General features: G+C 72.4%; 15 protein-coding genes and 1 tRNA gene. 1 reads left to right on the top strand and 15 read right to left on the bottom strand.

What is annotated here, in order from left to right; all coding sequences use genetic code 11:
- Positions 1-12: 12 nt before the first annotated feature.
- Positions 13-86: transfer RNA gene (locus JHD21_RS05335), tRNA-Pro, on the bottom strand.
- A gap of 122 nt (positions 87-208) precedes the next feature.
- On the opposite strand from JHD21_RS05335, the gene JHD21_RS05330 reads away from it, so the two are divergent.
- The gene (locus JHD21_RS05330) at positions 209-1,006 is read left to right on the top strand and encodes a group I intron-associated PD-(D/E)XK endonuclease (protein ID WP_292672252.1); all 798 of its coding nucleotides are present in this window, start codon (positions 209-211) and stop codon (positions 1,004-1,006) included.
- On the opposite strand, the gene JHD21_RS05325 is transcribed toward JHD21_RS05330, so the two are convergent.
- From JHD21_RS05325 to JHD21_RS05260, 14 genes are all read right to left on the bottom strand, one after another.
- Positions 972-1,955 (bottom strand): hypothetical protein, encoded by a 984-nt coding sequence (locus tag JHD21_RS05325; RefSeq protein ID WP_292672250.1) that lies wholly within the window; start codon positions 1,953-1,955, stop codon positions 972-974. The genes JHD21_RS05330 and JHD21_RS05325 overlap by 35 nt on opposite strands.
- 9 nt (positions 1,956-1,964) lie before the next feature.
- Complete coding sequence (locus JHD21_RS05320) at positions 1,965-3,068, bottom strand: FAD-dependent oxidoreductase (protein WP_292672248.1); 1,104 nt, start codon at positions 3,066-3,068, stop codon at positions 1,965-1,967.
- A gap of 7 nt (positions 3,069-3,075) precedes the next feature.
- Positions 3,076-3,963, bottom strand: a complete 888-nt coding sequence (locus tag JHD21_RS05315) for a DUF1295 domain-containing protein (protein WP_292672246.1) — start codon at positions 3,961-3,963, stop codon at positions 3,076-3,078.
- A gap of 29 nt (positions 3,964-3,992) precedes the next feature.
- Positions 3,993-5,348: a ribosome biogenesis GTPase Der gene (gene der / locus JHD21_RS05310; RefSeq protein ID WP_292672244.1), complete on the bottom strand. Its 1,356-nt coding sequence runs from the start codon at positions 5,346-5,348 to the stop codon at positions 3,993-3,995.
- Positions 5,345-6,118: a lysophospholipid acyltransferase family protein gene (locus tag JHD21_RS05305; RefSeq protein ID WP_292672242.1), complete on the bottom strand. Its 774-nt coding sequence runs from the start codon at positions 6,116-6,118 to the stop codon at positions 5,345-5,347. Before JHD21_RS05305 ends, der begins: the two co-directional genes overlap by 4 nt.
- Positions 6,115-6,825, bottom strand: a complete 711-nt coding sequence (gene cmk / locus JHD21_RS05300; protein ID WP_292672240.1) for a (d)CMP kinase — start codon at positions 6,823-6,825, stop codon at positions 6,115-6,117. Before cmk ends, JHD21_RS05305 begins: the two co-directional genes overlap by 4 nt.
- An 11-nt stretch (positions 6,826-6,836) precedes the next feature.
- Positions 6,837-7,907, bottom strand: coding sequence for a prephenate dehydrogenase (locus tag JHD21_RS05295; protein WP_292672238.1), 1,071 nt, complete (start codon positions 7,905-7,907; stop codon positions 6,837-6,839).
- Positions 7,900-8,283 carry a chorismate mutase gene (gene aroH, locus JHD21_RS05290; RefSeq protein WP_292672236.1) on the bottom strand — a complete coding sequence of 128 codons (384 nt, stop codon included), beginning with the start codon at positions 8,281-8,283 and terminating at the stop codon, positions 7,900-7,902. Before aroH ends, JHD21_RS05295 begins: the two co-directional genes overlap by 8 nt.
- 10 nt (positions 8,284-8,293) lie before the next feature.
- Positions 8,294-8,683 (bottom strand): VOC family protein, encoded by a 390-nt coding sequence (locus tag JHD21_RS05285; RefSeq protein WP_292672234.1) that lies wholly within the window; start codon positions 8,681-8,683, stop codon positions 8,294-8,296.
- Positions 8,684-8,687: 4 nt separating this feature from the next.
- Positions 8,688-9,488 (bottom strand): helix-turn-helix domain-containing protein, encoded by an 801-nt coding sequence (locus tag JHD21_RS05280; RefSeq protein ID WP_292672232.1) that lies wholly within the window; start codon positions 9,486-9,488, stop codon positions 8,688-8,690.
- Between the two features lie 108 nt (positions 9,489-9,596).
- Positions 9,597-10,343: a pseudouridine synthase gene (locus JHD21_RS05275; RefSeq protein WP_292672230.1), complete on the bottom strand. Its 747-nt coding sequence runs from the start codon at positions 10,341-10,343 to the stop codon at positions 9,597-9,599.
- The gene (gene scpB, locus JHD21_RS05270) at positions 10,340-10,999 is read right to left on the bottom strand and encodes an SMC-Scp complex subunit ScpB (protein ID WP_292672229.1); all 660 of its coding nucleotides are present in this window, start codon (positions 10,997-10,999) and stop codon (positions 10,340-10,342) included. The genes JHD21_RS05275 and scpB overlap by 4 nt, the downstream gene beginning before the upstream one ends.
- On the bottom strand, positions 10,996-11,919 hold the full coding sequence (locus tag JHD21_RS05265; RefSeq protein WP_292672227.1) for a segregation/condensation protein A: 924 nt from the start codon (positions 11,917-11,919) through the stop codon (positions 10,996-10,998). Before JHD21_RS05265 ends, scpB begins: the two co-directional genes overlap by 4 nt.
- On the bottom strand, positions 11,916-12,184 hold a 269-nt coding region (locus JHD21_RS05260), incomplete at its 5' end, for a hypothetical protein (RefSeq protein WP_292672226.1). The genes JHD21_RS05260 and JHD21_RS05265, both read right to left, overlap by 4 nt.

The raw sequence follows: 12,184 nt of genomic DNA, 5'->3' as shown, positions 1-12,184 counted from the left end.
GACATCACACGGTCGGGCTGACAGGATTTGAACCTGCGCCCCCCTGACCCCCAGTCAGGTGCGCTACCAAACTGCGCCACAGCCCGTCGGTCTCGTGCGGACGACCATGGAGGAGGCTACCCGAGCCGCCGCACAGGGCCTGAATCGGGTCGCGCCGGGTTGTCGGCGCCGAGCCGTAGCGTCGTCCCACGAGACATCTGGGGGCTCCGTGGCCGAACGCACCTACACCGACGCAGACCTGGCGACAGCCGTGGCGCAGAGCCGTTCGTGGCGTGGCGTGCTCCGTCACCTGGGTCTGCTGGCGACCTCCGCCGGGGCCGCGCGCTCGGTGCGACGGCGAGCCGAGCTGTTGGGACTCGACCACAGTCACTTCACGGGACAGCGTCGCTGGAACGAGGATGACCTCAGGGCGGCGATCGCCGGATCGCGCACCTGGATGCAGGTCTTGGACACGCTGGGTCTCGCGAGAGGCTCCGGGACAGAGACCATCCGTGGTCACGCGCTCCGCCTGGGAATCGACACGGGCCACCTCCAGCACCCTCGGAGCCGGACCAGGACGTCGGAACCCATCCTCACGCCCGACCTCGAGAACCTGTCACGGGCAGGCCCGGTGCTGGCCGCCGCCTGGTTCACGTTGAGCGGCCACGAGGTGGCTTGGCCGCTCGAGCCCTGTCGCTACGACCTCGCGGTCAGCAGCCGTGGCGCGACGTGGCGTGTACAGGTCAAGACCTGCTGGAAGCAACGTGCGGATGGTTGGCACGTGTCCCTGTCCACCAGCGGCCATCCCACGGGGGGACAACACCGCCGCACCGTCTACACCGCGGAGGAGGTCGACTGCTTCTTCGTCATCACCGGGGACCTCGACTGCTACCTGATACCCATTGCAGTCGTCGCAGGCTTCACGGGCATCAACCTGTCGGCCTACGCGGACTTCAAGGTGGGGGTTGTCTCGCTGAACGGAACCGGCCGCTCTAACCCACCTGACCCGAGTCCGGGTCGACCATGAGCGACGAGGTGTCCACCGCCACGAACTGGTCTGCGGGGATCTGCTTGAGGTCCTCGATGAGCCGGTCGGGCCACTTGCGGTGCTGCTCGCCCTGGAAGTACCACGGGGACCCGTTGTCGGCGAGCACCAGGCCGTACGTCTTCATCGCGGCCACGACCCGCTGCGCGTACGGCGACAGCCCGGAGGCGTCGTACGACGCGTCGAGCCGGAACCGCGCGCCCATCGGCGGGTAGTCGAGGTCGTCGGTCGAGCCCGCGTCGTGCCGGGCCGGCCAGAGGTGGTGGCTCGAGGTCTCGTCGGTCGTGAACCGGATGGCGTGGTCGATCCGGTCGGCCTTCACCTCGTTCCAGCGCAGCAGCCCGGGCAGGATCGGCAGGCCGGCGGCGTCCGCGGAGGTCCACCCGTCGGGCCGGAGCCGGTTCCGCTTCAGCGACCACACCGCGCCGGACCCCGCCCGCCACTTCCCGTCGGTCTTCCTGGTGTCGAAGGTCTCGTAGAGCTTGCACCGCGACTTGTCGACGACGATCGCGTGCCGGTCGCCGTCGCTGTTGCGGCCGCCCTCGATCCGGGTGTCCTTGCCGAGCGGGTAGCGGACCTTGTCGCTCTCCGAGGCGTAGTGGAACGACACCTTCACCCTGCGGTGGCTCTTGTCGACGACGGTGATGGGGATCCCGTACCCGGGCCCGTCGCCGTACGACGGCCCGAAGTCGGGATGGAGCTCCCGGTCGGTCGACATGTGCGAGAGCCACGCCGGGCTGCGCGGGTGCACGGGCAGGTCACTGACGTCGGCGTGCCACCAGTTGTCGGCCGGGAACTCCGAGCACCGGGTCTTGGCGATCGGCTTCTCAGGGACGGGAGTAGACGCGTCCGAGGGAACCAGGAGCGTGGAGACGCCCAGCCCGCCCGCGAAGAGCAGGGCCGGGAACAGCGTCCGAGAGGCGACGGGCATCCCCCGAGGCTAGCGCCGGATCCCGCGGTAGTAGCCCCGATCGACGACACGCGCGCGGACCATCCGGTCCACCGGAAGCCGCGGGATCCGAAGCCGCTGGCCCCGCGCCGTGAACACGACCAGCCCGTCGTCCTGGTAGCCGGTCACGGAGCCCCACCGCCGCCGGGGCGGGGTGAAGGTCTTGAGCGGCCCGCCCTCGAGGTGGGCCCGGATGTTGCGGGCCAGCAGCTTGAAGGTGAAGTTGCGCGCAGAGGACCGCAGGGGGTCGGTGGCGGCGACGTCGCCGATCGCGAACACGTCGTCGACACCGGGGACCTTGAGGTCCAGGCCCGCCCGGACGTACCCGTGCTCGTCGAGGAGCTCGGCCGGCACCCAGTCCGTGTTAGGCGAGGTCCGGCCGATCGCCCAGAGCACGGCGTCCGCGTGGACGGGGTCCTGTCCGGTGCTCCACGGGACGGGCTCGGTGGTGATCCGGTCGATCTCGGCAGGGACGACCGCACGGTGGCCGGGATGGATGCCGACACCCGCCGCCTCGAGCTCACCGCGGACCCGGGCCCACACCCGGCGGTGGTGCTCGGGCAGCGCCCCCTCGCCGGGGAAGAAGAGGTCGACACGCTTGTCGGGCCAGACCCGCGCCGCGTTCCAGGCGGTCCCGACCGCCGCCGCTCCCCCGCCGATGACGGCGATCGAGCGGGCGCGGGCGAGCTGGCGGTGCGTGCCGTCGATGGTGGCCGCGACCTCCTCGGCCGACTCGAGGCCGGGACGCCGCCAGAAGCCGTTGCTCACGCCGGTCGAGATCACCAGCACGTCGTACGGCTCGTCCACGATGGTCCCGTCGGCCATGGCCACGCTCACGGTCTTCGAGGCGAGGTCGGCACCGGTGAGCGTGCCGTGCAGGACCCGGGCCCGGTCGAGTCCCCGGAGGGCCGCGAAGGAGTGGTGGTAGTCCCGCGCCCACCAGTCCGGCCGGGTCAGCCGCAGGCCGAGCTCCTGGCCGCTCACCAGCGCCGGCTTGGTGGAGATGCCGACCACGTCGTACCGCTTGGCGAGTCGCACGGCGGTCAGCACGCCTGTCTCGCCGAGTCCGGCGATGACCACCCGGGGCCTGGTCATGCGGGAGTCATGCGGCCCGCTTGCGGGGCGGCCGAGGCACGAACAGCGGGACCCGGTCGACGACGTCCTGGTACGCCGGCCGCCGGTCCAGGCTGCGCTTCTCCATCATCGGGATGCTGGCGCCCAGGAACATCGCCAGCATGGCGACCGCACCGACGAGCGCCCACCACGAGGACGGCGAGGCAGCGAGCCCGAACAGGCCGAGCGCGAGCCAGAACGAGAACTCGCCGAAGTAGTTGGGGTGCCGAGACCAGGACCACAGGCCGCGGTCCATCACCTGGCCGGGCTGCTTGGTGCGGCCGAACCGGTGCATCTGCACATCGGCCACCGTCTCCAGGGCCACGGCACCGAGCCCGACCAGCACCGCGACGCCATCGAGCCAGCCGAGGTCCCGGCCCTCACGGGTGACGACGTAGACCGGGAGCATCCCGAGGAACACCTGAAGTGTCGGAATGACGTGGATGCCCATCAGGTCCACCACGGGCTCGAGCCACGGCGCCCTGGCCCGCGCCTGTTCCTTCATCGGCCCGTAGCGCCAGTCCTCGTGGTGCAGGCCCGGGAATGCGTAGACCCAGTTGCCGGTCAGCCGCACCGCCCACGCCACCAGCACCGCGAAGAGCAGCCAGAAGCGGGCGTCCGTCGCGTCGGGCGAGCGCTCGACGAACCAGTACAGCGCCAGGAACGGCGGCAGCACGCTCCAGTAGGCGTCGTAGAAGCTCGAGTTGCGGTGGATCCGGCTGGCGGCGTAGACGACCAGCGTGGCGATCAGGTCGGCGACCAGCCCGTCGAGCCACAGGTGCCCGGTGTCCGGGCCGAGGAACAGCCACAGGGCGGCCAGGCCCAGCCCGACGACGTACGAGACGCCGACCCGCACGATCGACTCGGTCTTCCCCACGGCCGCATACTAGAACACGTTCTAGTACTTCAGCGCTTGCGCTTCTCCCGCACCCGCTGGGTGATCACGATCGGCGTGCCGACGAACCCGAAGTCCTCGCGGAGCCGGCGCTCGACGTAGCGCTCGTAGGACGCCTCGAGCTTGCCGCTGGTGAACAGCACGAACGTCGGCGGTGCGGTCGAGGGCTGCGTCGCGAACAGGATCTTGGGCTGCTTGCCGCCACGCACGGGATGGGGGTGCTCGGCGACCAGCCGGCCGAGGAACGCGTTGAGGGCACCGGTGCCGACCCGGGTCTCCCAGCCCTCGAGGGCCTTGTCCAGCGCCGGGACCAGCCGGTCGACGTGCCAGCCGGTGCGGGCGGTGACGTTGATCCGCGGCGCCCACTGCACCTGCACCAGGTCGCGCTCGATCTCGCGCTGCAGGTAGTGGCGGCGCTCCTCGTCGACGAGGTCCCACTTGTTGAAGGCGATGACGAGCGCCCGCCCGGCGTCGCGGACCGTCTGGAGGATCCGGACGTCCTGCTCGGCGACCGACTGCGAGGCGTCGAGGACCAGGACGGCGACCTCGGCGCGGTCGATCGCGGTGGAGGTGCGCAGCGAGGCGTAGTACTCGTGGCCGGACGCCTCCTTGACCCGCTTGCGGATGCCGGCGGTGTCGATGAACCGCCAGGTCCGGCCGCCGAGCTCGACCAGCTCGTCGACCGGGTCGACGGTGGTGCCGGCGACGTCGTCGACGACGACCCGCTCGGAGCCGGCCAGCCGGTTGAGCAGCGAGGACTTGCCGACGTTCGGCCGGCCGACGATGGCGACCCGGCGCGGTCCGCCGACCTCGGCGTCCCGCTCGGGCGGCGGCTCGGGCAGCGCCTCGAGGATCGCGTCCAGCATGTCGCCGGAGCCCCGCCCGTGCAGGGCGGAGACGGGCACCGGCTCTCCCAGCCCGAGGTTCCACAGCCCGTAGGCCTCCGCCTCGGTGCGCTGGTCGTCGACCTTGTTGGCCGCGAGCACAACCGGCTTGCCGGACTTGCGCAGGATCCGGACGACGGCCTCGTCGATGTCGGTGATGCCGACCGTCGCGTCCACCACGAACAGCACCGCGTCGGCGAGGGAGACCGCGACCTCGGCCTGACCTGCGATCCGCTCGGCGAGCCCGCGGGCGTCCGGGTCCCACCCGCCGGTGTCCACGACGGTGAACGCGCGACCGCTCCACACCGCGTCGTACGACACCCGGTCGCGGGTCACACCTGGCACGTCCTCGACGACGGCCTCGCGCCGGCCGATGATCCGGTTGACCAGCGTCGACTTGCCGACGTTGGGGCGGCCGACGACGGCGAGGACCGGGACCGGACCCGTGGTCTCGCCCGGCGTCTCCTCGTGGATGCCGGTCACTTCGGGATGCTCGTGTCGGGCTCGGAGTCCTTGTCCTTGGCCGCCGGGATCGGGCCGGGCAGGGTCCGGCCGGTCAGCTCCCTGGCGTGGTCCAGGTGGGCGACCATGGCGTCCCGCAGGGTCCGCGAGGCCTCTTCCACCGTCTGCTTGGTGCGCGGCCACGGCATCGGGTCGAACGTGTACGGCGGGCCGTAGACGAGCTCCACGTGGCCACCTCTCCTGGGTAGCGCGCTGCTCCCGGCGCCCGGCTCGCGGGTGCCGAACTGGATGACGGGGACGATGGGAGCGCCGGAGACCAGGCCGAGGTACGCCGTGCCGCGGTGGAACCGGTGGAACTCGCCGGAACCGCGGGCACCCTCGGGGAAGATCCCGACCATCCCGCCGTCGCGGAGCACGCGCAGGCACGCCTTGACCGCCGCCGGGTCGGAGTTGAAGCGGTCGAGCGGGAGCTGGCCCGACGACAGCAGGAACCGGCCCAGCCGCCCGTCGAACATCTCCTTCTTGGTCAGCACGTGCACGGGGCGGGGACTGAAGATCGCGAGCAGGGGTCCGTCGGCGATGCCGACGTGGTTGCTCGCCAGGATGACCGGGCCGTCGCTGGGGACGTGCTCGGTGCCGTGGGTGGTCACCTCGAACCGGCGCCGGACCACGAACCGGGCGGGTCTGCGCAGGTTGTTGATCAGGACCCGGGGCGGGTGCTTGGCCGCGCTCGCCGGGAGCAGGTGGTGCCGGTGATGGTGGTCGTGGTGGGGGCGGCGTACGTCGCTCACGGCGCGCTCACCCCGCTGCTCAGGGACTCCACCATGGCCACGATGGTGTCGATCGCCTGGTCCAGGGTGAGGTCGGTCGTGTCCACGTGGACCGCGCCCTCGGCCAGCACCAGCGGCGAGACCGCCCGGCCGGAGTCGATCCGGTCCCGGGCGAGCAGGGACTCACGGGTGGCCTCGACGTCGCTGCCGCCCTCCTCGAGGGCGCGGCGGTGGGCGCGGGCGGCGGCGTCGGCGGAGAGGTAGACCTTGACCGGCGCGTCGGGCCAGACGACCGACCCGATGTCGCGTCCCTCCACCACGATCCCCCCGGTCCGCAGGGCGTCCTCGATGGTCTGGCGCTGCATCACCTGCATCCGGGAGCGCACCCGTGGGACCGCGCTCACCGGGGACACCGCCGCGTTGACGTCGTCACCGCGGATCTCGACGGCCACGTCCGCGCCGTCGACGGAGATGGTGGGTCCCTCGGGGTCGGTGCCGGACTCGATCCGCGGCTCCTCGCAGCGCGCGGCCACGGCCTCCGGGTCGTGCACGTCGACGCCGTGGCGAAGCATCCACCAGGTGACGGCGCGGTACATCGCACCGGTGTCCAGGTAGCGCAGGCCCAGCCGTCTGGCGACGCCGCGGGAGGTGCTCGACTTGCCGGAACCCGACGTGCCGTCGATGGCGACGACGACCCCGCTCTCGGGACCCGGACCAGCGCTGTTCACGAGGTGCGAGCCTACCGGTGGGTCACCCATTCCTTGGCTTCCAGGGACGTGAGCAGGTGCTCGGCGCGCTCCTCGTCCACCAGCAGCTCGAGCAGTCCGGTGGCTCGGCCCGGGTCGTGGTCGATCCGGAGGTCCTCGATGTTGACGCCGCTCGCCTCGGCGTCGGCGAAGAGCCGGGCGAGCGCCCCGGGGCTGTCAGGGATGGACACGAAGATCGATGTGGTGGGCCGGGCCGGGCCGCCGTGCTTGCCCGGGATCGCCCGGGTGCCCGCCACTCCCTCGGCCAGGAGCGCCTCGAGCGCGGGTCGGTCCCGGTCCCCCACGGCCGCGATGACGTCGTCGAGCCGGTCCCGCACCTCGGTGAGCAGCGCGAGCACCTGGTCGGCGTTGGCCGAGACGATCTGGCCGTAGAGCACCGGGTCACCCGCCGCCACCCGGGTCACGTCCCGGACGCCCTGGCCGGACAGGGTCAGGTGGGCGCCCGGCGCGCCGGCCAGCCGCCCGGCCGCCAGGGAGGCCAGCAGGTGCGGCACGTGCGAGGTCCTGGCCACGGCCGCGTCGTGCTCGACCGGGCTCAGCCGGACGGGTACGGCGCCGCACCGGCGGACCAGGTCCTCCACCAGGTCGACGGCGGCGGGACCGGCGGCCTCGTGGGGCGTCACCGCCCACGGCCGGCCGTCGAACAGGGCGGCGCTCGCCGCGAGCGGACCCGACCGCTCACTGCCGGCCATCGGGTGCCCGCCGACGTAGCGCTCCACCCCGGGGGCGTCGCTGACCTCGGCCAGCGGACCGGTCTTGACGCTCCCGACGTCGGTGACCACCGCGCCGTACGCCGCCGTGGCCTCCAGTGCGCCCCGGATGACCGCGCCGAGGTGGTCCGGTGGCACCGCGACGACCACCACCTGCGGCCGGTCGTCGGCCGTCGCCGGTCGCCCGGCACCGAGCCCGGCGGCGGTGCGCAGGTTGTCGGGGTTGTCGTCGGTGAGCACGCACTTGACGCCCGACCTGCTCAGGGCGAGCGCGATGGAGGTCCCCACCAGGCCGGCCCCGATGACCTGGACGGGACCGGTCAGCTCAGTCATCGGGTGTCGACCGGGTCCGGGTCAGGTCGCTGCGCAGCGCCGCGGCGCCGTGCAGGTAGACGTGGGTGATGTCGGCGCGCGGCAGGTCCGTCTCGACGTGCGCGAGCATCCGCACGACCCGGGGCATCGACCGCTCGATCTCGAGCTCGCGGGCGCACAGGAGCGGCACCTCGCCGAACCCCAGCTGCCGCGCGGCGTACGCCGGGAACTCCGAGACCAGGTCGGAGGTCGCGGTGAAGATCACCGAGATGAAGTCGTCGACCTCGAGCCCGTTGGCGCTCATCGAGTCGAGCACCATCTCCGCGACCCGGTCGAGCATGTGCTCGCGCACGTCCGCGTCGAGCTGGGTCGCGCCGCGTACCGCCCTGACTGCCACGGGGCGAAGGCTACTTGGGCTGGTAGCTCCCGATGGACCAGTGGTTGCTCTCCGGATCCGCGACGCTGCCGCTCCGGCCCCCGTAGTCCTGCTCCACGACCTCGCGCTCGACCGTCGCACCGGCCTCCACGGCCCGCTGGAACACGCCGTCGACGTCGTCGGTGACCAGGTAGGCCGCCGAGCCGCCGACGTTGTCGACCGCGCCGTCCGGACGCCGGGAGCCGAACATGATCCCGCCGCCGCCCGGCCACAGCCACTCGGCGTGGGTGACGACGGAGGCATCCGCGTCGTCGCGGTAGGTCGCGTGCTCGGTGAACCCGATCGCCGTGAGCCACGCGATCATCCGGTCGGCGTCCTGGACCGCCATCGTGTGCCAGAGCTTCGTGTCTGCTGCTGTCATGACGTCAGCCTGGCGCCTCGAGCGCACCCGGGTCTTGGAGGAATGGGAACTCCTCGCGCAGCCAGGTGGTCGGCGAGCAGCCGGCGAGCTCGGACCAGTCCCGGGCCAGGTGGGCCTGGTCGGCGTAGCCGCACTCGGCCGCCACGGTGGCCAGCGGCCTGCGCCCGAGCAGTGCCCGGGACGCCTCGAACCGGGCCACCCGCTGGTAGGCCTTGGGACCCAGACCGGTCTCCTGCCGCACCAGCGTGGACAGCCGGCGACGGCTGTAGCCGACCTCCTCGGCGACGGCGGCGACCGCCGCTCCACGGGTCAGTCGCGCCAGGGCGCGGCCGACCTCCGCCTGCGGGCGCGCGGCGCCGTGCCTGGCCAGGGCCCAGGTGAGCGCCGAGACCACCACCCCGACCCCGTCCCGGGGAGCCAGCCCGTGCAGACGCCCCGGCAGCTCCGCCAGCCCTGCCAGCGAGGGCGCCACGTCGTCCAGGGTGAGCAGCTCCCCGGACAGCTCGGCCGCGGGTACGCCGAGGAGCGCCCGCGCCCCGGCGGTGGTCAGGTCCAGCTGGATGCCGCGCTGACGGCCGTCGTGGTGGATGGCGGCGGGACCGGGGTGCAGGCCGGACACGGTCGTCCAGCGGGAGCCGCGACCCCGGCCGTCGGCCCAGCCCACGTCCAGCGGCTCGCCCATCGGCAGCACGAGCGTGAGGCTCGTGGACGGCAGCCCCCGATGGACGCCTGGCCGACCCAGGTCGATGTCGTAGGCCACCAGCGAGGTGACGTAGGGCGCCAGGACCGACGGGACAGCGGTCACGACGACGACGTTAGCGCTGAGCGCCAGCGGCCGCGACGGACGGCCACGCGCGAGCCCTGCGAGCGTAGCGAGCGTCCGTCGTGGGCCCGGGCCGAAGCTCGCGGGGGTCTACAACTCCGCGCGGTCGAGCAGCTCACCGAGCTCGTCGGGGGTGAGCTCGCGCAGCTCGCCGGACTTGAGCTGGCCGAGCCGCACCGGTCCGAGCCGGGTCCGGGTCAGCCGGGTGACCGGATGACCGACGTGCTCGAGCAGCCGGCGGACGATCCGGTTGCGGCCCTCGTGGATGACCACCTCGACGATGCTCTTGCCGGTGCCGTGCTGCACGATCCGCGCCCGCGACACCGCGATGGGACCGTCGTCCAGGGTGACCCCCGCCATCAGCCGCTTCAGCGTCGCCTTGGTGACCTCCCCGGCGACCTCCGCGACGTAGGTCTTGTCCACCTCGTAGGACGGGTGCGCCAGCCGTTGCGCGAAGTCGCCGTCGTTGGTGAGCACGATCAGGCCGGAGGTGTCGGTGTCGAGCCGCCCGACGTGGAACAGCCGTTCGGGCCGGTCCGCGACCAGGTCGCCCAACGTGCGCCTCCCCTCGGGATCCGACATGGTCGACACGACGCCACGGGGCTTGTTGAGCACCAGGTACACGTTCGGCGAGGCGGGCGGCAGCCGCCGGCCGCTGACCCGGATGACCGCGGTGGCCGGGTCGACCTTGGTGCCGAGCCGGGTGACGACCTCGCCGTCCACCTCGACCTCGCCGGCCAGCATCAGCTCCTCGCACTTGCGGCGGGAGGCGACCCCCGAGGTCGCCAGCAGCTTCTGGAGGCGGACCAGCCCGTCGTCGTCGGGGGTGAGGATCATGTGGGTTCCGTGCCGCCGTCGGGCTCGGTGCTCGGCCCCTCCTCGGGCGTGGGCAGGTTCTCGCCGCCGAGCGCCGCCTCCATCCGGTCCAGCCCGTCCAGGTCCTCCATGTCGGCGAGGTCCGGGAGGTACGGCGCGAGCTCCGGGAGCTCTTCGATGCCGGTCACGCCGATCCGCTCGAGGAAGTAGCTGGTGGTCCGGAACAGCGTCGCCCCCGACGAGTCGTCCTGGCCGGCCTCCTCGACCAGGCCGCGGGTGAGCAGCGTGCGCATCACGCCGTCGACGTTGACGCCACGGATCGCGGAGACCCGGGCCCGCGAGACCGGCTGCTTGTAGGCGACCACGGCCAGCGTCTCCAGGGCGGCCTGGGTCAGCCGGGCCTGCTGGCCCTCGAGCACGAAGCCCTCGACCACGGAGGCATACTCCTCGCGGGTGTAGTAGCGCCAGCCACCGGCGACGTTGCGCAGCTCGAAGCCGCGCCCCTGCTCGTCGTACTCCTCGGTGAGCGTCTGCAGTGCCGCGACGACCTCCTCGACGGGGTAGCCGACCGCGGTGGCCAGGCTCGTCGAGTCGAGCGGTTCGTCGGCCACCATCAGCACCGCCTCCAACGACGGCGCGAGCTCCGTGGTGGCGACGGCGAGCGTGTCCTGGGTCATGCTCTGTCCTCTTCTCGGTCCTCGTCCTGCGGTTCCTCCGACGGGACGTCGGGGGGTGCGCCGTCGAACTCGTCGTGGACGAGCTCCTCGGCGTCGGCGTCGTCGCTGCCGGTCCAGCGGACCGTGAGCTCGCCCAGCGGGCTCACCTGGTCGAACGCGACCGCTCCCTCGCGGAACAGCTCGAGCAGCGAGAGGAACCGGGCGACGGTCGTGAGCGTGTCCGGCGAGTCGCCGCACAGCGCCCGGAACGTCATCGCGCCACTGCGCCGGAGCCGCTCGATCACTAGCGCGGCCTGCTCGCGCACGCTCACCCGGTGGGCGTGGATGTGGTGCAGCGTCACCTCGGCCTCGGGCCGGGGCGCCAGCGCCTTGGCCGCGAGCTGGGCGAACTGGTCGAGCCCGATCCCGATGAGCACCTCGGGCAGCAGGGTCGCGAACCGCTCCTCGAGGCCGACCGCCCGCGGGTGGCGGCGGGACTCGCCGGCGAGCCGGGTCTCGAGCACGCCGGCGACCTGCTTGAACGCGCGGTACTGCAGCAGCCGGGCGAACAGCAGGTCCCGCGCCTCCAGCAGCGCGAGGTCCTCCTCGTCCTCGACGTCGCCCTGCGGCAGCAGCCGCGCCGCCTTGAGGTCGAGGAGGGTGGCCGCGACGAGCAGGAACGACGACGTCTGCTCCAGGTCCCACTCCCCCGCGCCGTGCTCGTCGTCACGCGCCGAGGCGCCCGCCTTGACGTGCGCGATGAACTCGTCGGTGACCTGGGAGAGCGAGACCTCGGTGATGTCGAGCTTGTGCTTGGAGATCAGGCTGAGCAGCAGGTCGAACGGGCCCTCGAAGTTGTCCAGGTGGAGCTCGAACGAGGCCTCGGAGACGTCGGAGGCGCCGGGGGCGTCAGGCGACTCGAGCTCAGGGGCGATCGTCATTCCCCGCTCAGCCGACGGACCAGGGCGCTGTTCTCGCCGTTCTCCTCGACGTCGGCCAGGACCAGCGAGATCGCCTCGCGCAGCAGCCGTCCGCGGTCGATCACCAGCCCGTGCTGGCTGCGCAGGGACAGCCGGGCGTGCTCGATGTCGAGGAGCTCCTGGGAGGTGACGTAGACCGTGACCTTCTCGTCGTGCCGGATCCGGCCGCTGGGCTTCTTGGCCAGCGACTCGGGAGCCGGGTCCGGGACGGCCCGGACCGCCCGTG

Source organism: Nocardioides sp. (genome assembly GCF_016462705.1).
Classification (GTDB): Bacteria; Actinomycetota; Actinomycetes; order Propionibacteriales; family Nocardioidaceae; genus Nocardioides.
Note: the sequence above shows the minus strand (reverse complement) of the source record. Positions and strands in the feature narration are given on the sequence as shown.

Bases quoted from the DNA above. Each gene is read 5' to 3' on its own strand.
- JHD21_RS05325 (WP_292672250.1), bottom strand. From the start codon at position 1,955: ATGCCCGTCGCCTCTCGGACGCTGTTCCCGGCCCTGCTCTTCGCGGGC.
- JHD21_RS05320 (WP_292672248.1), bottom strand. From the start codon at position 3,068: ATGACCAGGCCCCGGGTGGTCATCGCCGGACTCGGCGAGACAGGCGTG.
- JHD21_RS05295 (WP_292672238.1), bottom strand. From the start codon at position 7,907: ATGACTGAGCTGACCGGTCCCGTCCAGGTCATCGGGGCCGGCCTGGTG.
- JHD21_RS05285 (WP_292672234.1), bottom strand. From the start codon at position 8,683: ATGACAGCAGCAGACACGAAGCTCTGGCACACGATGGCGGTCCAGGAC.
- JHD21_RS05275 (WP_292672230.1), bottom strand. From the start codon at position 10,343: ATGATCCTCACCCCCGACGACGACGGGCTGGTCCGCCTCCAGAAGCTG.
- scpB (WP_292672229.1), bottom strand. From the start codon at position 10,999: ATGACCCAGGACACGCTCGCCGTCGCCACCACGGAGCTCGCGCCGTCG.
- JHD21_RS05265 (WP_292672227.1), bottom strand. From the start codon at position 11,919: ATGACGATCGCCCCTGAGCTCGAGTCGCCTGACGCCCCCGGCGCCTCC.